The organism is Flavobacterium sp. GW823-FHT04A11 (genome assembly GCF_058796535.1).
Genome location: NZ_CM179503.1, coordinates 3,739,468 through 3,760,015 on the forward strand (window position 1 = coordinate 3,739,468; position 20,548 = coordinate 3,760,015).

Consider the following 20,548-nt stretch of genomic DNA (forward strand, 5'->3'; position numbering starts at 1 on the left):
TTTCATAATGTGACTGAAAACTGGCACTGAGACTAAAAGTTAATTACACTTTATGGCAACCATTTATTTTCGCCAAAATTTGGTTTTCTTTTTTCCAAAAAGGCATTTCTTCCTTCTTTTGCTTCTTCGGTCATGTAGGCTAAACGAGTAGCTTCGCCGGCAAAAACCTGTTGCCCCACCATTCCGTCATCTGTTAAGTTCATGGCGAATTTTAGCATTTTGATAGAGGTTGGTGATTTTTGTAGAATTTCCTGTGCCCATTCGTATGCTGTATCTTCTAACTCATCGTGTGGAATTACGGCATTAACCATTCCCATATCCATAGCTTCCTGAGCTGAATAGTTTCTGCCTAAAAAGAAAATTTCACGTGCTTTTTTCTGACCTACCATTTTAGCCAGATATGCAGATCCGTAACCTCCGTCAAAACTGGTTACATCGGCATCTGTTTGTTTAAAAATAGCATGTTCTTTACTTGCCAAAGTCATATCGCAAACTACGTGCAAACTATGTCCGCCACCAACTGCCCATCCCGGAACAACCGCAATAACCACTTTTGGCATAAAACGAATTAAACGCTGCACTTCAAGAATATTTAAACGATGCTGTCCATCTTCTCCAACATAACCCTGATGTCCGCGTGCGTTTTGATCGCCACCGCTGCAAAAAGAATACACTCCATCTTTGGTTGATGGTCCTTCCGCAGAAAGTAAAACTACTCCAATTGACGTATCTTCCTGAGCATCATAAAATGCCTGATACAATTCTGAAGTTGTTTTTGGGCGAAAAGCATTTCTAACATTTGGTCTGTTGAAAGCAATTCTTGCAACTCCGTTACATTTTTTATAGGTTATATCTTCAAATTCTCTGGCAGTTATCCAATCCATTTCTATTTGTTTTATTTTAAATAATTATAATGTAAAAATAAACCATTTTTATATTTTTACCTACTCTATTTAGTTTAAGTGTTTGCTAAAATTACCCGGAATGTTAACAATTAGTATTTCCCTACAAAAAATAACATTATTTAACATTCGGTTTAAAAAAAAAGAAGTAATTTTACAGCCTAGAAATCAATTAGATACATTTAATTTATTGATTTCAGATTGATTTTCTTTCACTGATTTATTAACCTAAAAAATGATTTTTTTGAGAAAATTTAAAAAATTTGTCGCTCATTTTTTTAGGGTTTTGAATGCTAAAACTTTAACTGATGAGCAAATGGTTTACGCATTTGTTGAAACTTCAAGGAAGAGATAGTAACACCTAAGGTTAAAGAATAGAATTGTTAATTCAGTTTGTCTAACAAAGGATTACGATAATGGGGACTAATTTAAAATTGAAGAACTTTCTATAAATATTTTATCAACCAAATGGTTCAGCCGTGAAATTAATTTTTTGCTTTTGAATACGAATGCAGCAAACTATTTAAAGACATACCCAATCAGAAAGTAATTTCTAAAATTTTTAACGCTTTTATTTTTTGATTGATTCGAATAATTTTATTTCTGTTTTTTTTTAATTACAATTTTTTTTAAAACTAGAATAAAAAGGGAAAGGCTACTTGTAATGAGTAGCCTTTCCTGTTATAATGCGCTTTAAATTCCAAAATAGAAATTCCAAATTCCACCAAATGCAGAAATAGCGAACGGTTTCAACCGTTTGGATACAATATCTTAATTTCATACGTTTCCCAAGGTTGAAACCTCGGGCTATATTTTAATTGAAATACATTCTATAATAAAAATTCCAAATTCCACCAAATACAGACATATTGAACGGTTTCAACCGTTTGGATACAATATTCTAATTTCATACGTTTCCCAAGGTTGAAACCTCGGGCTATATCTTAATTGAAATACATTATATAATAGAAATTCCAAATTCCACCAAATACAGACAAAGCGAACGGTTTCAACCATTTGGATACAATATCTTAATTTCATACGTTTCTCAAGGTTGAAACCTCGGGCTATATTTTAATTGAAATACATTCTATACTAAAAATTCAAAATTCCACCAAATACAGACATAGCGAACGGTTTCAACCGTTTGGATACAATATCTTAATTTCATACGTTTCCCAAGGTTGAAACCTCGAGCTATATTTTAATTGAAATACATTTCAAAATAGAAATTCCAAATTCCACCAAATGCAGACATAGCGAACAGTTTCAACCGTTTGGAGACAATATCTTAATTTCATACGTTTCCCAAGGTTGAAACCTCGGGCTATATATTAATTGAAATACATTCTATAATAGAAATTCCAAATTCCACCAAATACAGACAAAGCGAACGGTTTCAACCGTTTGGATAAAATATTCTAATTTCATACGTTCCCCAAGGTTGAAACCTCGGGCTATATTTTAATTGAAATATATTCCAAAATAAAAATTCCAAATTCCAACTTATATATTAATTTGGAATTTAAAGATATTGGAATTTAATTTTTAATTCTCCTGAATCAAATAAATCCCATCTTCTTTTATTTCAATGAGCTTTTCTTTATATAAAGCTCCAATTGCTTTTTTAAACGTTTTTTTACTCATTTTCAATACCGTTTTAATATCCTCGGGATGAGAGTTATCATTTAAACGTAAAAAACCTCTGTTAGCACGCAATTCATCTAAAATTTTCTCTGCATTTGGTTCAATGCTTTGATAACCTTGCACTTGCAATGCTACGTCTATTTTATTATCAGGACGAATGTTTTTGATATATCCGCGCATTCTGTCACCGGTTCTGATGGCGTCATCATAAACTTCATCTTTATACAATAATCCTTTATGCTGTTCATTGATGATTACATTAATACCTAATTCGGTTATATGCGAAACGATTAAATCCACTTCTTCTCCTTTTTCAACAGTAAGCTGATCGTTGCTTAAAAATTGGTTCAATTTACTTGACGCTACCAAACGATTGGTTTTTTCATCCATATAAAGGTAAACCAGGTAGCGTTTTCCTTTTTCCATTGGACGCGCCTGTTCTTTAAACGGAACCAGAATATCTTTTTCCATTCCCCAATCCATAAAAGCACCAACCTGATTGATGTAATTTACTCGCAAAAGAGCAAATTCATTTAATAATATATAAGGTTCAAGAGTTGTGGCAACTGGACGCTGTTCGTGATCTAAATAAACAAAAACAATAAGCTCCTCGCCTATTTCAAATTCATTTGGTACGTATTTATTGGGTAATAATATATCGTGAATTCCTTCCGGATCTTTTTCAGGATTTCCTAAAAATAATCCAACTTTGGTATCCCGTAATATGGTAAGTGTATTGTATTTTCCTATTTCAATCATTATAATGAGGTTCTAAATCACAAAGCAACTAAGTTTCTAAGGTGCAAATGTACGAAGTTTGAAAATGGTTCAAAGAAAAATGTTTGAGATTAAAAGGAGTAAATCCTATATTTATTGGAATTTTTAAAACTCTCATAAAATAAAATGAAAAAAGCATCACTAAGGATGCTTTTTATATAATAGTTAAATAGAAAATTACTTATTATAAACACTTTCTTTTTTGAAGTGTACTGTCAATAAATAATAAACAACTGCTCTGTATTTATGTTTGTTCGAATGTCCATATTTTTCAAGAACCGAATGAATTGCCGCTTCTAATTCCGGACCATTTGGCAAGCCTAATTTTTTAATCAGGAAATTTTTCTTTACAGTATCTATTTCAGAATGTTGAGTTGCAGCAACCGTTGATGCATCAGCATTGTATATTGATGGTCCACAACCAATTGTTACTTTTGTTAGTAAATCCATGTCTGGTGTTACTCCACATTTCTCTTTCAAATCTTCGGCATACTTTTTAATTAATTCTGCTCTTGCACTCATAATATATGTTTATTAGATTAATCTTTCGGGATCAAATCTAAAACATTTATTTAGCAAAACATAAATTTTAACACTATTTTTACTACAAAATTAAACCAACTCTTTAAAGTATTGTTTTAAGATTATATCGTTTTCTAATGTCGGTGTAAAAACTTCCAGAATTACAGGATTATCATTATTGTTGTAAAAAGATTTTAAACCATCCTCCAATGAATCTACATCGTTTGCTGTCAAATAGTTGAACTTATACATTTTGGCCAAATGCTCTGCAGTTAAATGATGTGAAGTTTCAAAATAAGTATTGAAAACAGGTTTTTCTTCATGTCCGGGCAAAATCCTGAAAATTCCGCCGCCGCCATTATTAATTAATATGATTTTGAAGTTTTTAGGAATGTACGAATTCCATAAAGCATTACTATCATACAAAAAGCTAATGTCGCCGGTTATAAATACGTTTTGCTTTTGGCTTCCTACCGCCGCTCCGATCGCTGTCGATGTACTTCCGTCAATTCCGCTTGTCCCTCTATTGCAAAATACTTCGACAGACGCATCAATATCAATCAATTGTGCGTATCGAATTGCAGAACTATTGCTTATCTGTAACTGACTATTTTTAGGCAATGATTCAATTACTTTCTCGAAAACCTTAAAATCTGAAAACTGAATTTTACTTAAATATTCTTGCTTTCTTATTTTGCGTAAATAGTATATTTTGTCAATTTTAGAAAAATAATCACTTTCTGTAAAAGTAGTTTTTGAAAACAAATCGGTAAAAAAATCATTTGGCTCCATGACCACATGTTTTGTATTTGCATCAAAAGTATTGTAGGCACGCAAAGTATCGATATGCCAATGCTCGTTTGGTTTGTATTTTCGTAAAAAAGCCTTGATTCTTTTCGAAACAATCATTCCGCCAAAAGTCACTAAAATTTCTGGCTGAAATTCCTGAAAATCAAAATCTTCAAATGGTGTAATTAAAGTATCAATACTATTAATAAAACGAGGATGATGAAGATTTGATGTTGTTTCTGTCAACACCACAATTGAAGGATCATTGGCAAAATTTTCAATAATTTCTGGATCAATAGAATTTGATTCGTTCACCCCAACCATAATTAATTTGCGCTTTGCAGAATTCCACTCCGAAACAAATTCTGCTGCATTTTCAATGGTTGCAATTCTTTTGTTTTCTTTTAAAGCTGTTATTTTTGGATGAACCGAAAGTGTTTCAACAGTTTGATAAAGAGGTTCTTCAAAAGGTGCATTTATATGAACCGGACCTTTTTGAAGAATTGCCGTTTCAATAGCTTTATTGATTTTTAAATCATTTTCTTCTGAAGCGTCTTCGGTTAGATTAGCATTAAAAACGGAATGATTCTGAAAAACATTTTCCTGACGAATTGTTTGTCCGTCTCCAATATCAATTTTACTTTGCGGACGATCTGCAGAAATGACAATTAACGGAATCTCACTGTAAAATGCTTCCGCAAAAGCCGGATAATAATTTAATAAGGCAGAACCTGACGTGCAAATAATGGCGGTTGGAATTTTAGTCTGCTGCGCAATTCCTAAAGCAAAAAATGCAGCACAACGCTCATCTGCAATGCTATAACAGGTAAAATTTGGATTTTGTGCAAAGCCTATTGTTAAAGGTGCATTTCGTGATCCCGGGGAAATTATGATATTAGTGATTCCTTTTGCTGAACAAATTTCGATAATGCTTTGTGCAAGCGGTATTTTGGGGTAAATCATTCTTATGGCGTATTATTTTTTTTAAAGAAAATCTATAAAGATGAGATTCCTTTTGATCTTACAAAGTTACAAACTTCACACTGGATTTTGCTTATAAATTAGGAAGATATTAAGATTGCTTTTGTAAAAAGAGGATATATTTGTGCAACGGAATTTTCGATAAAAAATAATAGTATGCGTTTCTTTTATCTGCTTTTAATATTTCTTACCATTCAAACTGTAAAATCTCAAAATCAGTTTGTTCCAGATGATACACCTTATAAAACTGGTCTTGAAACAGCAAAAAAACAAGGAAAACCACTTTTTGTAATGCTTTACGCCGATTGGTGTCCGCATTGTAATCAAATGAAAAAAGACGTATTCAGTGATGCTGGCGTTATGGATTTTCTTAAGAAAAACTATGTCTGTATTTGGAAAAACATCGAAAAAGAAGAAGGAATTGCACTTAAGGATAAATTCAATACCAAATCATTGCCTACTTTTTTGTTTATAGATCCAAATAATGAGACCTTATTATATGCTTTAAAAGGAGAATCGAAAAAAGCAGAATTTTTGACGGAAGCCAATTATGCCTTAAATCCAAAGATGCAATTGCCCTATTTAGAAAAACAATTTCTGGCTGATCCAGGCAATTCAACCTTATTTTTTGCTTATTTAAACACGTTGAAAAAAGGAAAAGACCGAACTGATTTATCAATTCCCACACATATTTACCTTAATACACAATCTGATGCCCAGTTAATTAGTGAAACCAACTGGCGCGTGATTGCTAATGGCGTTACGGATATTAATTCGAGAGAATTTCAGTTTGTTTTAAATCACCAAAAGGAATTTGCCGCAGTGGCTTCGCAAAATCGTGTTGATCGCAAAATTGAAAATATTGTAACGGAATTATTGCGTCCTTACGTTGATAATTTAGATACGGTAAACTATTACAAACAAAGGGAAATCGCAAAATCAATTCGTTTGCAAAAAACCGATTCTCTTGTTTTTAAGTTTGATTTAACTTTGGCCGAAAGAACCGAAAAATGGGAGTTTTATAAAAAAATTACACTTGAAGATACTCAGAAATTAGTTTGGAATGATGCCAGTTTTTTGAAAGATATTGGACAAACATATTTGAAACATATTACAGATGAAGAAAGCCTGAAAAAATCAATTTTCTGGGTAAAACATTCTTTAGAATTAAATGATTCTTATGACGGGAATCTACTTTTGGCAAGGCTTTACAATAAAATAAAAGATAAAAAATCTGCTTTAAAATATGCTAAAGATGCCAAAACAATTTCTAAGGAAATGAACTGGAATTCTAAAGATGTCGATGCTTTATTAGCGGAACTGAACGCGAAATAATAGCCATTAATTCACGATTATTATGTGAAATTTGTTTGATTTAATCGTAAATTTATCTCCAAAAAAACAAAAACACTAATGAGTATTATACTTAGACCTGCAACAGCAAATGATTTAGAAAAAATTCTGGAAATTGTAAATCATTCTATTTTACATACAACGGCAAATTACAATTATGACATTCAAACAATTGAAGTACAGACAAAATGGTTTGAAGATAAAAAAATGAAAAACCTGCCTATTGTTGTTGCCGATCTAGACGGAGAAGTTGTTGGTTTTGGAAGTTACGGACAATTTCGTGAAAAAATTGGCTATCAATATACGGTTGAACATTCTGTTTATGTTGTCGATCACATAATAGGAAAAGGTATTGGTTCTCAATTATTAACAGAATTAATTCGTTTGGCAAAAGAACAAGGTTATCATGTTATGATTGGTGCCATTGATGCTGATAATGCAGGAAGTATTGCTTTTCATGAAAAATTTGGTTTTACAATAACCGGAACAATTCGTGAAGTTGGGTATAAATTTGATCATTGGCTGGATTTGGTTTTTATGCAGTTGATATTGAAGTAGATATTTAACCGGAAAGGGCACAATATATACACGTATGAAACAGATTCGCTAAAGCGAAAACGCGGATTTTAGACGGATTTTTTTATTTTTTCTATAATCCTTCGAACTTTGTTTAAATCTTCTTTGCGCTCTTTGAGGTAAAAACATAAAAAAATCCACAAACTTGAAAATTCAAATTTGCGGATTGTTTGGTTTGATAGTTTATTAATTAACTTTTTATCCAGTTAATAACCTCAGGATCTGTAGGCAAAGTTCTTGGTTTAATTACTTTTACCAATTCGCCTTGTTCGTTGATCAGGTATTTTTGAAAGTTCCATTCTACTTCAGAATCCTGTAAACCGTTTTTAGATTTTTGAGTAAGGAATTTGTACACTTCGCACATATCATCTCCTTTTACCGAAACTTTGTCCATCATAGGAAAAGTTACACCATAATTTTGTTGACAGAAAGCACCAATTTCTTCATTTGTGCCTGGTTCCTGAGATGCAAAATTGTTTGCCGGAAAACCTACAATTACAAAACCTTTATCTTTATATTCTTTATAAATCGCTTCAAGATCTTTGTATTGAGGCGTTAAACCACATTTTGAAGCCGTATTTACAATCATTACTTTTTTACCTTTTAAGGAAGCAAAATCAAAAGGATTTCCTGATAAATCTTCTACTTTAAATTGATAAATAGTTTCTTTTGTCATGATTTTATCCGTTTTAGGCGTTTTTGTTTTATTGGTTTGCGCTTGGTTTTGGCAGCTAAATAAAAGTAGTGCACCATACGCCATTAATATTATTTTTTTCATGTTTTAATTTTTTATAAAATTAATCAAAATCAGTTTCTTAGAGGTTATTTGCTGGATTATTTTTTATTAATCAAAAGTTAAATAAAAAAATGAAGCCTAACGTTAATCACTCGTTAGGCTTCTCCCCATACAAACAAATCAAACCATGAAATAAATTTTCTAAGCAGTTTTTGCTTTATTATTTAAATTATAGTTGACGTATCACGGTTATGATGAAAATTTATTTTATCCCTGATTTACTAACTCCGCTTACTTTATAAATGATTGGCTTGTATAATTTTCAAATGGTTCTCTTGTCTGGCTGTTTGTAATTTGGGTAAAATTTTCGGCTGGAAGTCCGATCCTCATCAACTATAAATTTTTATATCTTAAAATCCTATATCAACAATATCTTTTATGTTTTCTGAGTTATCATTTACAGATACTTCAGATAGGTTATTTCGAACAATACCTTTACGAACTTTGCTGCCGGTATAATTTGCAAATTGCAAAACGCTTGTTAAGGCAACTATCAATATTTTTAATTTATGTATGTAATTCATGACACTAATTTTTTGATTATTGAAATTTACTTTTTGAAACTTGCTGTCGGCTTTTATCTATTTTTTTTACTTCTGTATTATTTCACTTACTTTTATAATGGTATATACGTATGAGATTAATTTTTGGTTTTAAAAAAATCAAAAAAAAGTGATTTTTTTCTTATTTTTTTCTTCATCCCTTATGTTTAAAGGGTTAAGAGCAATAAAAAAAAAGTGTTTTTTCATAAAAAAATAAATTATCTTTATCTCATTGTAATAAAATATTTCCTAAAATTTTGTTTAAGCTTAAAAATCCACATCTATGAGTCAAGAAGAATTGTTAGTTTTAATTTACAAGAAAGACGAAAGAGCTTTTACCCATTTGTATGATATGTATTCGAAAAGTTTATTTTCGGTTATCAATGTTCTGATAAAAAATCGCGAAGAATCTGAAGATGTTTTGCAGGAAGTTTTTGTTAAAATATGGAAAAACATAGATTCATACAACGAAAGTAAAGGCCGATTTTACACCTGGATCCTTAATATAGCCCGTAATACGAGCATAGATAAGTTAAGATCTAAAAACTTTAATAACAGCCAAAAAAACCTTTCTTCAGATAATTTCGTAAATCTGTTAGATGACAGTAATAAGCTTACTAATAAAATTGACACAATCGGGATTCAGGAATTTGTAAAAAAATTGAAACCAAAGTGTATTGAAATTATTGACTTATTATTCTTTAAAGGATATACTCAACAAGAAGCGTCAGAAGAACTGGCAATTCCGTTGGGAACTATCAAAACACAAAACAGAAACTGTATTAACGATTTACGTAACTATTTAAAAATCTAATGGAAGCACAAGAATATATAGAATCAGGAACTCTGGAACTTTACGTTTATGGTTTATTAACCGAAGCAGAAAATCTGGAAATCGCCGAACTGGCCAAAAAAAATCCCGAAGTTGAACAGGAAATCCTTGCGATAGAAAAAGCAATTGTAGCACTATCTTCCAGTTTTTCTCCTTTTCACTCGGTAGCCAATTTCGAGAAAATAAAAGCACGTCTGGAACTGAAACACGGCAAAGTAGTCGATATGAAACCGGCATCAAACTGGTCTCAATATGTGGGCTGGGCAGCTGCAGTGGTAATGCTTTTAGGTCTTGGATATCAAACTTTAGAATTAACAAAAACCAAAGAAGCTATTGCAACTGTTGGTAATGAAAAAAATAAAATTCAAAGAGAGTTTGCTTATTTAGATCAGCAAAATAAAGAAACAGAGAAAAATCTAACTATTGTTAGAGATATTAAAAATACCGGTGTAACATTGGGCGGTCAGGCAGTTTCTCCAACATCATTTGCAAAAGTATACTGGAATAAAGATACCAAAACGACTTATATTGATGCTGCTGGTTTGCCAAAACCACCAAAAGGAATGGTATACCAAGTTTGGTCTTTAAAATTAAGTCCGGTTCTTACGCCAACAAGTATTGGTTTACTGGATAATTTTGATCAAAACGATCAAAAGATATTTGCTGTAGATCAGACAGATTCAGCAGAAGCTTTTGGAATTACACTTGAGCCTGCCGGCGGAAGTTTAACGCCTACAATGACACAATTATATACTTTAGGAAAAGTTTAAATTGCAATTTGACATAAATCTAAAACGCATATTAATTTATTAATGTGCGTTTTTTTATTATTTTTAATTCAAAATACTAAAAACCAATCTATTATAATATGAACGGAAATCTACTTTTAAGAATTGCAGTTGCAGTTATACTTCTCACCCATTCTGTTTTTGGAATTTTTAATAACGGCATAAACGATTTTGGCAATTTATTTCTTAATCAGATTGGTTTTGCGCCATTTGGTGTTATTATAGCATGGTTCATTAAATTATCTCATATTGTTGCGGCAATTCTTTTACTTCTTAATAAATATGTAAAGTTAGCCAGTTTTGTAACCATTTTTGTTCTGATAATGGGAATTATTTTAGTTCATTTTCAGGAAGGCTGGTTTGTGGTTGGCGGCGGAAGAAATGGTGTTGAGTATAACTTTTTATTGATTTGCGTTTTGCTGGCAATAATGTATCCAAATGGTTTGAAAAAAAGAAATCAACTATAATTCAAAACAATTTTAAAATGGAAATAATCTGTAAAAATTGCCATCAAAATTACAAAGGCCATTATTGTAATAATTGTGGTCAGCCTGCTGATACACATCGAATAAATGCCCATTTTTTATGGCATGATATTCAGCATGGTTTACTACATTTTGATACTGGAATTCCTTATTCTGTAAAAGAATTATTCACCAGACCCGGTCATTCAATACGCGAATTTATTGAGGGAAAACGAATAAAACATTTCAAACCTTTGTCTTTAGTTGCGGTTTTGGGCGCATTGTATGGCTTTTTGTACCATTCTTTTCATATCAATTTATTTGTAGCTACTTCAGACTCAATCGATTTAAGCGATTATAATGAATGGATGGCAACGCATTTTTCATGGGTTACAATTGCCACTATTCCAATTTATACTATTGGAACGTATATTGTTTTTAAAAAACAAGGATATAATTTCTTCGAATTTTTTGTATTGAATACTTATAAGGCTTCACAAAGACTTTTTGTGCAAATCCTCACTTTTCCCATATTGATCTATTTAAATAATACGCACCAAGCCGCGAAATTTTCATCGTTAACTTACGCCATTGGAATTATATTAACATTCTGGACCAACATTCAGTTTTTTAATAAAATGTCAGAAACAAAAGCTTTCTTTTTAACGATATTAAGTCATATCATTTTTTTAATTTGCTTTATGACCCTCTTTATTTCAATACTTGCTATTATAGGAAAACTGCCTGAATAATTAAATAAAATTTCTGCATAAAAAAAGGTTCAACTAAAATGTTGAACCTTTTTTATGAATTAAATATTACTTTTTGCTTTTATAATGCTTGTGATAACTTGGATATGTAATGGCACCAATTATACTAATTGTTCCCATACAATACCAAATCCAGTTTAGAGAATGTGCTTCTCCGCTTGCGTAGGAATGCAATCCAACCAAGTGAAAGTTTACTCCGTAATACGTAAACAAAATCGAAATAAAAGCAAACATACTCATTAAGTTAAAGAACCATTTTCCTCTTAATGAAGGAACAAAACGAGCGTGAATTACAAACGCATAAACCATAATCGAGATTAAAGCCCAGGTTTCTTTTGGATCCCATCCCCAATAACGTCCCCAGCTTTCGTTAGCCCATTGTCCTCCAAGAAAGTTTCCTATTGTTAACATTATCAAACCAATAGTCAAAGCCATTTCGTTGATATAGGTGATTTCTTTTATGTTCAGGCTCATTTTAGCTTTGTTCTTCTCATTTGTAAAGAAAATCAATATCAAGGCGACAAAACCTAAAATCATTCCCAAAGCAAAAGGACCATAACTTGCTACGATAACCGCTACGTGAATCATTAACCAATAAGAGTTCAAAACCGGTTGTAAGTTTGCAATTTCCGGATCGATCCAGTTCATGTAAGCCGCCATTAAAATCATAGCCGTTACAAAGGCAGATGATGCTACCGTTAATTTTGATTTTCTGTCAAAAGCCAATCCAAAAAACATTGTTGCCCAAGCCACATAAACAATAGATTCGTATGCATTACTCCATGGAGCATGTCCTGAAATGTACCAACGCGCTATTAATCCTAAAGTATGAAGTGCAAATAATAATCCGATAATGATATGGAAACCATTCACCGTAATACGAAGCCATTTTTTCTCAAAAAAGATGTTTACGATTGTAAAAATCAACATTAAAATAGAAGCTGTAATGTACCAATATGGCAATACTTTAAAAACGTCATATTTATTATAGGCAATTTCAGCATCAATTTTTTGCTCGCTCGGACGTACTTTACTTCCAAATTTTTTCTGGAAACCATTAATACTTTCTACCAATTGATCTGCTGTACTAAAGTTTTTAGAAATCGAACCGTTGTTTAAAGCACTAAAATACATTGGCAGAATTTGTGCCACATAAGTAGAATCCATTCCTTTAAAACCTCCTTGCTGACGCTCTAAATAAGAAACCCATTTATGGTTGGGATCATTCGGAATTGGAAATATTTTCAAAATGCTTCCGCTTAAAGCGGATTCCATTAAGTTTACTTTTTTATCAGTTTCAATAAAATCTTTCTCAAACTGATTTGGATTTGCGGCTTTGTAAGCAGCATCTAAATAAGGAGATAATTTATAGTTTCCGTTTGCATCAAAGAAATTTACAAAAGGAGCAAATTTTGCTTCCTTGTCAACACCAATAATTTTACGAATACTGTCATTTCCTGATTTAATATAGATAATCGGAATTTGTATCCAAACCTGGGCGTATTGTGTCATTGACAAAAATACCTGATCAGAATTCATTCCGTTATATGTATCGCTATGGCTTACTTTTCTCAATAATTCAGATGAAAAAGTATTAATAGGCTTCATTCTTCCTCCCGCATCCTGAATAATCAAACGCCCAAATTTTGCTGCGTGTTCTACGGGAGCTTTGTAAATTGTCAATAGCGAATCTAATTGCTTTTGACTTGGCGGAGCCGTAACGTGATTAGCATGATCATTTGGATCTTCGTTATGCGAGTGATTATGCTCGTGAACGTGCGGTGCCTGAGCAAAACCATTTAAACTGAATAATAAAATGAAAATGGTAATTAATTTTTCTTTCTTCTTTTTCACATTTTCCAGTTTACGTTTCAAATCAGCAAAACGAGAATGTTTGGTAAACATAATAGCCATCAAACCAAAGAATAACATAAAATATCCTAAATAAGTAATTGAAGTTCCCCAGAAATCGTGGTTTACAGAAAGTACTGTTCCTTTTTCGTCGGGATCAAATGAAGATTGAAAAAATCTGTAACCTTTATGATCTAAAACATGATTCATATAAATATCTGCATCAAAAGTTTCTGCAGAATCCTGAACAGTTACTTTACTTTCAAAAGCAGAATAACTTTTTTCAGTTCCCGGATATTTCGTTGCAATAAAGTCGTTTAGTTTTATTTTAAATGGCAAAACATACGCTTTACTTCCGTAGAATAAAGTATATTCTATTTTACCTATTTTTACGGTTTGCGGTTCACCAATACTGCCTTTAGAACCTATAAGCCTAACATCTTTTTCCTGACCATCCGCTTTTACAGTTACAATCAAAGCATCTGAATGTGATTTGGCTTTAAAATCATTATTTGATTGATAATCAACAATTCCTTTTATAGCAGGATCCGGAAAAACGATTCTAATATCGCCAATACTATATAGAGAACGCATCATTAAAGGCTGTACATTATCTTTTGTAACGTCTCCTTCTAATTTATCGGCCATTCGCATAAAACGTCCTTCAAAAGGAGTTTGAATCGTATATTTTTCGCCTTTAGTATTAATATTTATAGCGCCATCCGTTGGTTTATTCAAAGCAAATAAAACATTGTGAATATTCTGAACTTCACCTTCTTTCAGGAAATGTTCTTCACGCCCGCCTGCTCCTGCTTCAACCAATTTAAGATATAAAGTTCCGTTTGCACTTGGCTTTATAGTTTCCTTAGCTCCCATGATATAATTTTTGTAACTCACTTCAAAAGGAGTTTCGTCAAATTTTCCTGAAACGCTAAAATCATTATTGGTAACCGGCGATAATAAAACGCTTTTTTCGAAAACTCTTCTCCTCGGTTCACCTTTGTAATCACCATCTGCAAAAATAGTTATGAATGTTTTATCAGAATAAATTTGATTTTCGGCAGCGCCTTCGCGAATTGGCATCATACCTTCATAACTAATATATCGTGTAATAAAAGCTCCTAAAAGAATAAAAATAAAGGCAATATGAAGTAAAAAAGTAGCCCACTTTTCTTTTTTCAATAATTGATAACGTTTGATGTTTCCGAAGAAATTGATCATGAAGAAAACCATTATAGCCTCGAACCACCAGGTATTGTAAACTAAAATTCGGGCTGTATCAGTATTGTATCTACTTTCGATAAAAGTTCCAACACCCATTGCGATTGCAAATGTTAAAAAAAGAACGGCCATTAATCGTGTAGAAAACAAAAAAGAGAATATTTTTTTATCCATTTTTGAGGAATTACATTGTATAAAAGTGCCACAAAAGTACTTAAAAATGTTGAGTTCCAATATTTGAGATTTGTTAATTAAAACCAAAAAAAAGTCTTAAAAAAAAGATTCAACTCGTGGCCTTTTAAGTTAAAACTGTTTTTAATATGAACAAACATTTCTTTTTTAAATCTAAATATTTTTTATAGATTTGTGTAATCGATTACATTTTTAATTTATATTTAAAAATAGTGATTTATTTTACTATTAATAAAAATCTAGTTTCAGAATAATAATTACACTATCAAATAACCACACTCAAAATGAAAACTAAACAAATCAATTTATTAGGTCTTCTGGCAGTATTTTTGGCAACTTGCTTCTCTCAGGATATTTCTGCTCAAAAGTCAAAATCTAATGAAACTTATGCCGGAATTGAATTTAAAATGTCAAAAGTTCAGGAACCTAAAATTCCTAATAACTCAGTTAATATAAAAGATTTTGGCGCTGTAAATGGCGGTTATGTTTTAAATACAAAGGCTTTCGCAGATGCTATTGACGCTGTATCAAAAAAAGGCGGAGGAAAAGTGGTTATTCCGCCGGGAATCTGGCTTACAGGACCCATTATCCTGAAAAGCAATATCGAATTACATGCTGAAACCGGAGCTTTGATTAAATTTTCACCAGATAAAAGTTTATATCCTATTATAGAAACCAGTTTTGAAGGTTTAAATACATGGCGCTGCATCTCTCCTATTTACGGTAAAAACCTGGAGAATATTGCTTTTACAGGTAGTGGCGTTTGGGATGGTTCGGGAGAAGTTTGGAGACAAGTTAAAAAAAGCAAATTGACCGATAGCCAATGGAAAAAATTTGTGGCTTCAGGTGGTGTTTTAAATGAGAAAAAAGACAGTTGGTATCCTTCTGAAACATTTATGAAGGCTGCTGTTGGAGCAGATCAAAACGTACGTCTTGATTTGAAAACCAAAGAAGAATTTGAAGCTATTCATGATTTTTTACGGCCGGTTATGGTCAGCATTCAAAATAGTAAAAGAGTGCTTTTTGACGGGCCCGTTTTTCAAAATTCTCCAGCCTGGAATATTCATCCTTTAATGATTGAAGATTTAATTGTTAGAAATGTAACGGTTAGAAATCCATGGTATTCTCAAAACGGAGACGGTCTAGATGTAGAATCCTGCAAAAATGTATTGATAGAAAATTCCAGTTTTGATGTTGGTGATGACGCCATTTGCATCAAATCAGGAAAAGATAAAGATGGTCGTGATCGCGGAGTTCCATGCGAAAATATCATCGTAAGAAATAATGTCGTATATCACGGACATGGCGGAGTTACGGTAGGAAGCGAAATGTCAGGAGGTGTAAAAAACCTGCATGTTTCCAACTGTACTTTTATGGGAACTGATGTTGGATTGCGTTTTAAAAGTACACGCGGACGTGGTGGAATTGTGGAGAATATCTTCATTTCAGATATTTTTATGACTGATATTCCATCGCAGGCAATTTCTTTTGACCTTTATTATGGAGGAAAATCTATCGCCGAAACTTTAGCTGAAGGCGGAAATAAAATCAGCACAAAAGCAGTTCCGGTTAATGAAGAAACGCCTCAGTTTAAAAATATTTCGATAAAAAACATTACAATTTCAGGAGCTTACCAAGCGGTCTTTTTACAAGGTTTGCCTGAAATGAATCTGGAAAACATCGAAATCTCAAACTTAACTGCTAAAGCAGAAAAAGGCTTTTCAATTATCGATGCAAACGGAATAAAAATCACAAATGTGAAATTAGATATTCAGGATTCGACTGTTTTTCAAATCTATAACGGAAAAAATATGACTTTAAAAGATGTAGAATTCAGCTCAACTTCTCCAAAAGCGGTTACAATTGACGGCGCTGCGAGTGAGAAAATTGAATTGGTTTCTTCTAAGGAAACAGATTATTCTAAAAAAACTACAATTGGTGAAACTGTTGCTAAAGGAGCGGTTAAATTGTAAAACTATACAAGAGACGCACTGCTGTGCGTCTCTACTTTAAAAAAATAATGCTAATTTTGCGTTATGATTAAAATAACGCTAATTGGTTCGGGAAATGTCGCACAGCATTTGATAAAAGCTTTTGATAAAAGTGAAGCTATCGAAATTGTGCAGGTTTTTTCGCGAAAAAAAGAAACTTTAAGTGCTGTAATTGAATTTGATAAAATTGTTGATGATTTTACCGATTTAAAAGAAGCCGATTTATATATTATTGCCGTTACAGACAACGCAATTGCTGAAGTTTCAGCACAATTACCTTTCAACAATCAACTTGTGGCCCATACTTCGGGAACGGCTTCAATTGAAACTTTGGATGATAAAAATCGTCAAGGCGTTTTTTATCCACTTCAGACTTTTTCTAAAAATAAAGAGGTTGATTTTTCAGCGATTCCAATTTGTGTGGAAGCTGAAAATACATTTGATTTCAGAGTTTTAGAAACTGTTGCCAAAAGCATTTCAAACTCCGTTTTTCCTATCAATTCAGAACAGCGAAAAGCATTGCATGTTGCAGCTGTTTTTGTCAATAATTTTACCAATCATTTATATCAGATTGGTCAGGAAATTTGTGAAGCAAACCAGGTTCCTTTCGAAATCCTGAAACCTTTGATTCAGGAAACGGCTGATAAAATAAATACCCTAAACCCAATTGACGCTCAAACCGGACCAGCAAAACGCCATGACTCGATTACCATTGATGCACATTTGGAGTACTTAAGCGACGAAAATCAAAAAAATATATATAAAATACTAACACAATCTATACAAAATAATGGCAAAAAGTTATAAAGAAATAATGAACGACATCACCACATTTATTTTTGATGTTGATGGCGTACTTACAGACAGTTCTGTTTTTGTAACCAGCGAAGGAGAAATTCTTCGCACGATGAATATTCGTGATGGTTACGCGATGAAAGCAGCTGTAGAAAGCGGCTATAATGTTTGTGTTATTTCTGGCGGAAGCAATGAAGGTGTACGCGTAAGACTTCGTAATCTGGGTATTACCGATATTCATTTAGGAACTCCGGATAAAGTTAAAACCTTTAAAGAATATATTGAACTATATAATATTAAACCGGAACAAGTGTTATATATGGGCGACGATATTCCCGATTTTCATGTCATGAAATTAGTAGGATTGCCAACCTGCCCACAAGATGCAAGTCCTGAAATCAAGAATATTTCCGGTTATATCTCACACGTAAAAGGCGGAAGAGGCGCTGCACGCGACGTAATCGAACAAGTGATGAAAGTACAGGGAAAATGGATGGAATATTTTAACGGAAAACACGATTAATTTTTAGTCTCAGTCCCAGTTACAGTTTTCAGTCAGTACGTAATATTATCTTTGTCAAAGTTAAACTTTGACAAAGATTGCAACAAAACCTTTGAACCTTTGTTCCTCTGAACCTTTGAACCTTACACAGATGAAATACCTCAAACTAATACGTTATCAAAACCTACTCATGCTGGCTTTTATGCAGCTTTTATTTCGTTATGCTTTTTTAAAACAGCAGGATATTCCCTTGGCTCTGGCCGATTGGCAATATGGATTATTGGTTTTAAGTAGTGTTTTATTGGCGGCTGCCGGATATGTAATTAATAATATTCTTGATGTTGCAACCGATACAATCAACAAACCAAATGATGTTGTGGTTGGCAAAGGAATTTCGGAAACGCGTGCTTATAATATTTATTTCGGACTAAATGTTACCGGAGTTGCGATTGGCTGTTATTTGTCAAACGTGATTATGAGACCTACTTTTGCAGTAATTTTTATATTCATTGCTTCGTTGCTTTATTTTTATTCTACATCCTTAAAGCAAATCATGGTTTTAGGAAATTTTGTAGTAGCCTTATTATTGGCTTTAAGCGTCATTATTATTGGGGTTTTCGATCTTTTTCCGGCAACTACTATTGAAAATAAAGCTCAGATGGCGAGTATGTTTTCCATTTTAATTGATTATGCCATATTTGCTTTTATGATTAATTTTATTCGTGAAATTATAAAAGATATCGAAGATGTAAATGGCGATTACAATCAGGGAATGAATACATTACCAATTGCAATAGGAAATAGCCGGGCTGCGAAAGTAGCATTAGGATTTTCCGCAATTCCGTTTATTCTAACTTTGTTTTACATCGATAAATATTTTATTGAGAACAACCTCTATATTGTGACTTTATATGCGTTTGCGTTTGTTTTAGCACCTTTAGGATATTTTGCCGTTAAAATAATGAGTGCCAAATCTCAAAAAGATTTCCAGCATTTAAGTACAATTTTAAAACTGATTTTGCTTTTTGGAATTTTATCTATTTTGGTTATTACCTTAAATATCAAATATAATGCTTAAAGAAAAATTAAAAAAATATACTTTAATTCTGGCTTCGGGTTCGCCTCGAAGACAACAGTTTTTCAAAGACTTAGATCTTGATTTTGAAATTAGACTGAAAGATATTGAAGAGATTTATCCGCCTGAATTAAAGGCCGTTGAAATCACAGATTATTTAGCCGAACTAAAAGCCAGCGCTTTTGATGGTGAATTAAAAGAAAATGAAATTTTAGTGACGAGCGATACCATTGTGTGGCATCAAAATAAAGCTTTGGGAAAACCAAAAAGTGCCGAAGAAGCTTTTGAAATGATCAAATCAATGTCAAATGCTACGCACGAAGTATTTACATCGGTTTGTTTTAAAACTAATACCGGCTCTACTCTAATTAATGATGTTACAAAAGTAACTTTCACAGATTTGTCTGATGAAGCTATTTCCTATTATATAGAAAACTACAAACCTTATGATAAAGCCGGAGCTTATGGCATTCAGGAATGGTTTGGTTTTATGGCAGTTGAAAAAGTCGAAGGTTCATATACCAATGTTATGGGCTTGCCAACAGCCAAAGTTTACGAATATTTGAGTACTTTAGTGTAAAAATTCATTTATGTTTTCTTTCAAAGAATATAGCCAGGAAATAGTATCCACGATAATTCTCCTTTTTACATTAATTGCATTGCGTATTATTATTGCAAAATTAATTCGTCGTTATGCACATTCAAGTCAATTATTAGAACACCGAACTAATCTGGTAATCAAATACATTCACATCTTAATGAACGTTTTGGTTACGATAAGTCTTATCGTGATTTGGGGTGTTGATACAAAGGATATTTTTATTACCGTTTCTTCAATTGCAACTGTAATTGGTGTGGCTATGTTTGCGCAATGGTCTATTTTGAGCAATATTACTTCCGGAATGATTTTGTTCTTTTCTTTTCCTTTCAGAATTGGGGATACAATTAAAATTCATGATAAAGATTTTCCAATAGAAGCTGAAATAGAAGACATTAGTGCTTTTCATGTCAATCTTCGAACAAAAGATGGCGAAAGAATCATTTTTCCAAATAATCTTTTACTTCAAAAGGGAATTTCGATTATGCCAAGTCATTATGAAGAAAGAGAATTTTTTGATTGAAATTTGTAATGGGAATCTTGTAAGGTAATTCAAAAAACGTAGAACATAATTTAGTTTAGAA

At 32.4% G+C, this 20,548-nt stretch carries 19 protein-coding genes; 12 read left to right on the forward strand and 7 right to left on the reverse strand.

Features of this window, described 5'->3' with window-relative positions; all coding sequences use genetic code 11:
* Positions 1-50 precede the first annotated feature (50 nt).
* From AC3QL1_RS16265 to menD, 4 genes are all read right to left on the reverse strand, one after another.
* A complete protein-coding gene (locus AC3QL1_RS16265) occupies positions 51-884 on the reverse strand; it encodes a 1,4-dihydroxy-2-naphthoyl-CoA synthase (RefSeq protein WP_035681238.1) in 834 nt (277 codons plus the stop codon).
* 1,566 nt (positions 885-2,450) lie between these two features.
* On the reverse strand, positions 2,451-3,308 hold the full coding sequence (locus tag AC3QL1_RS16270) for a CvfB family protein (RefSeq protein WP_492492996.1): 858 nt from the start codon (positions 3,306-3,308) through the stop codon (positions 2,451-2,453).
* 195 nt (positions 3,309-3,503) lie between these two features.
* A complete protein-coding gene (locus AC3QL1_RS16275) occupies positions 3,504-3,848 on the reverse strand; it encodes a DUF2853 family protein (RefSeq protein ID WP_492492997.1) in 345 nt (114 codons plus the stop codon).
* A 90-nt stretch (positions 3,849-3,938) separates the two neighbouring features.
* Positions 3,939-5,600, reverse strand: coding sequence for a 2-succinyl-5-enolpyruvyl-6-hydroxy-3-cyclohexene-1-carboxylic-acid synthase (gene menD, locus AC3QL1_RS16280; protein ID WP_492492999.1), 1,662 nt, complete (start codon positions 5,598-5,600; stop codon positions 3,939-3,941).
* Positions 5,601-5,774: 174 nt separating this feature from the next.
* On the opposite strand from menD, the gene AC3QL1_RS16285 reads away from it, so the two are divergent.
* Both AC3QL1_RS16285 and AC3QL1_RS16290 read left to right on the forward strand, forming a co-directional pair.
* The gene (locus tag AC3QL1_RS16285; protein WP_492493001.1) at positions 5,775-6,953 is read left to right on the forward strand and encodes a thioredoxin family protein; all 1,179 of its coding nucleotides are present in this window, start codon (positions 5,775-5,777) and stop codon (positions 6,951-6,953) included.
* 78 nt (positions 6,954-7,031) lie between these two features.
* A complete protein-coding gene (locus AC3QL1_RS16290) occupies positions 7,032-7,529 on the forward strand; it encodes a GNAT family N-acetyltransferase (RefSeq protein WP_492493003.1) in 498 nt (165 codons plus the stop codon).
* Positions 7,530-7,737: 208 nt separating this feature from the next.
* Here AC3QL1_RS16290 and AC3QL1_RS16295 read toward each other — a convergent pair whose 3' ends face one another.
* Both AC3QL1_RS16295 and AC3QL1_RS16300 read right to left on the reverse strand, forming a co-directional pair.
* Entirely contained in the window at positions 7,738-8,325 is a 588-nt protein-coding gene (locus AC3QL1_RS16295; protein WP_492493005.1) for a glutathione peroxidase, read from the reverse strand.
* Between the two features lie 368 nt (positions 8,326-8,693).
* A complete protein-coding gene (locus AC3QL1_RS16300; RefSeq protein WP_492493007.1) occupies positions 8,694-8,867 on the reverse strand; it encodes a hypothetical protein in 174 nt (57 codons plus the stop codon).
* A gap of 301 nt (positions 8,868-9,168) precedes the next feature.
* On the opposite strand from AC3QL1_RS16300, the gene AC3QL1_RS16305 reads away from it, so the two are divergent.
* The 4 genes from AC3QL1_RS16305 to AC3QL1_RS16320 all read left to right on the forward strand — a co-directional run bounded on the left by AC3QL1_RS16305 (position 9,169) and on the right by AC3QL1_RS16320 (position 11,721).
* Positions 9,169-9,699, forward strand: a complete 531-nt coding sequence (locus tag AC3QL1_RS16305; RefSeq protein WP_492493009.1) for an RNA polymerase sigma factor — start codon at positions 9,169-9,171, stop codon at positions 9,697-9,699.
* Entirely contained in the window at positions 9,699-10,487 is a 789-nt protein-coding gene (locus tag AC3QL1_RS16310) for an anti-sigma factor (protein WP_492493011.1), read from the forward strand. Before AC3QL1_RS16305 ends, AC3QL1_RS16310 begins: the two co-directional genes overlap by 1 nt.
* A 98-nt stretch (positions 10,488-10,585) precedes the next feature.
* Positions 10,586-10,972 (forward strand): DoxX family protein, encoded by a 387-nt coding sequence (locus AC3QL1_RS16315; protein ID WP_492493012.1) that lies wholly within the window; start codon positions 10,586-10,588, stop codon positions 10,970-10,972.
* A 17-nt stretch (positions 10,973-10,989) separates the two neighbouring features.
* Complete coding sequence (locus AC3QL1_RS16320; protein ID WP_492493013.1) at positions 10,990-11,721, forward strand: DUF3667 domain-containing protein; 732 nt, start codon at positions 10,990-10,992, stop codon at positions 11,719-11,721.
* 66 nt (positions 11,722-11,787) lie between these two features.
* Here the strand turns inward: AC3QL1_RS16320 and AC3QL1_RS16325 are convergent, their stop codons facing one another.
* Positions 11,788-14,985, reverse strand: coding sequence for a cytochrome c biogenesis protein (locus AC3QL1_RS16325; protein WP_492493015.1), 3,198 nt, complete (start codon positions 14,983-14,985; stop codon positions 11,788-11,790).
* Positions 14,986-15,287: 302 nt separating this feature from the next.
* Between AC3QL1_RS16325 and AC3QL1_RS16330 the strand changes: the two genes are divergently transcribed.
* From AC3QL1_RS16330 to AC3QL1_RS16355, 6 genes are all read left to right on the forward strand, one after another.
* Entirely contained in the window at positions 15,288-16,976 is a 1,689-nt protein-coding gene (locus AC3QL1_RS16330) for a glycoside hydrolase family 28 protein (protein ID WP_492493017.1), read from the forward strand.
* A gap of 63 nt (positions 16,977-17,039) precedes the next feature.
* On the forward strand, positions 17,040-17,801 hold the full coding sequence (locus AC3QL1_RS16335) for a Rossmann-like and DUF2520 domain-containing protein (protein WP_492493018.1): 762 nt from the start codon (positions 17,040-17,042) through the stop codon (positions 17,799-17,801).
* On the forward strand, positions 17,785-18,312 hold the full coding sequence (locus AC3QL1_RS16340) for a KdsC family phosphatase (RefSeq protein WP_492493020.1): 528 nt from the start codon (positions 17,785-17,787) through the stop codon (positions 18,310-18,312). Before AC3QL1_RS16335 ends, AC3QL1_RS16340 begins: the two co-directional genes overlap by 17 nt.
* 130 nt (positions 18,313-18,442) lie before the next feature.
* The gene (locus AC3QL1_RS16345; protein ID WP_492493022.1) at positions 18,443-19,369 is read left to right on the forward strand and encodes a geranylgeranylglycerol-phosphate geranylgeranyltransferase; all 927 of its coding nucleotides are present in this window, start codon (positions 18,443-18,445) and stop codon (positions 19,367-19,369) included.
* Positions 19,362-19,946 carry a Maf-like protein gene (locus AC3QL1_RS16350; RefSeq protein ID WP_492493023.1) on the forward strand — a complete coding sequence of 195 codons (585 nt, stop codon included), beginning with the start codon at positions 19,362-19,364 and terminating at the stop codon, positions 19,944-19,946. Before AC3QL1_RS16345 ends, AC3QL1_RS16350 begins: the two co-directional genes overlap by 8 nt.
* 10 nt (positions 19,947-19,956) lie before the next feature.
* Positions 19,957-20,487 (forward strand): mechanosensitive ion channel domain-containing protein, encoded by a 531-nt coding sequence (locus tag AC3QL1_RS16355; RefSeq protein ID WP_492493025.1) that lies wholly within the window; start codon positions 19,957-19,959, stop codon positions 20,485-20,487.
* The last annotated feature ends 61 nt before the right edge of the window (positions 20,488-20,548 follow it).

Coding starts and splice junctions, on each gene's coding strand:
- AC3QL1_RS16265 (WP_035681238.1), bottom strand. CDS start 884: ATGGATTGGATAACTGCCAGAGAATTTGAAGATATAACCTATAAAAAA.
- AC3QL1_RS16270 (WP_492492996.1), bottom strand. CDS start 3,308: ATGATTGAAATAGGAAAATACAATACACTTACCATATTACGGGATACC.
- AC3QL1_RS16275 (WP_492492997.1), bottom strand. CDS start 3,848: ATGAGTGCAAGAGCAGAATTAATTAAAAAGTATGCCGAAGATTTGAAA.
- menD (WP_492492999.1), bottom strand. CDS start 5,600: ATGATTTACCCCAAAATACCGCTTGCACAAAGCATTATCGAAATTTGT.
- AC3QL1_RS16285 (WP_492493001.1), top strand. CDS start 5,775: ATGCGTTTCTTTTATCTGCTTTTAATATTTCTTACCATTCAAACTGTA.
- AC3QL1_RS16290 (WP_492493003.1), top strand. CDS start 7,032: ATGAGTATTATACTTAGACCTGCAACAGCAAATGATTTAGAAAAAATT.
- AC3QL1_RS16295 (WP_492493005.1), bottom strand. CDS start 8,325: ATGAAAAAAATAATATTAATGGCGTATGGTGCACTACTTTTATTTAGC.
- AC3QL1_RS16300 (WP_492493007.1), bottom strand. CDS start 8,867: ATGAATTACATACATAAATTAAAAATATTGATAGTTGCCTTAACAAGC.
- AC3QL1_RS16305 (WP_492493009.1), top strand. CDS start 9,169: ATGAGTCAAGAAGAATTGTTAGTTTTAATTTACAAGAAAGACGAAAGA.
- AC3QL1_RS16310 (WP_492493011.1), top strand. CDS start 9,699: ATGGAAGCACAAGAATATATAGAATCAGGAACTCTGGAACTTTACGTT.
- AC3QL1_RS16315 (WP_492493012.1), top strand. CDS start 10,586: ATGAACGGAAATCTACTTTTAAGAATTGCAGTTGCAGTTATACTTCTC.
- AC3QL1_RS16320 (WP_492493013.1), top strand. CDS start 10,990: ATGGAAATAATCTGTAAAAATTGCCATCAAAATTACAAAGGCCATTAT.
- AC3QL1_RS16325 (WP_492493015.1), bottom strand. CDS start 14,985: ATGGATAAAAAAATATTCTCTTTTTTGTTTTCTACACGATTAATGGCC.
- AC3QL1_RS16330 (WP_492493017.1), top strand. CDS start 15,288: ATGAAAACTAAACAAATCAATTTATTAGGTCTTCTGGCAGTATTTTTG.
- AC3QL1_RS16335 (WP_492493018.1), top strand. CDS start 17,040: ATGATTAAAATAACGCTAATTGGTTCGGGAAATGTCGCACAGCATTTG.
- AC3QL1_RS16340 (WP_492493020.1), top strand. CDS start 17,785: ATGGCAAAAAGTTATAAAGAAATAATGAACGACATCACCACATTTATT.
- AC3QL1_RS16345 (WP_492493022.1), top strand. CDS start 18,443: ATGAAATACCTCAAACTAATACGTTATCAAAACCTACTCATGCTGGCT.
- AC3QL1_RS16350 (WP_492493023.1), top strand. CDS start 19,362: ATGCTTAAAGAAAAATTAAAAAAATATACTTTAATTCTGGCTTCGGGT.
- AC3QL1_RS16355 (WP_492493025.1), top strand. CDS start 19,957: ATGTTTTCTTTCAAAGAATATAGCCAGGAAATAGTATCCACGATAATT.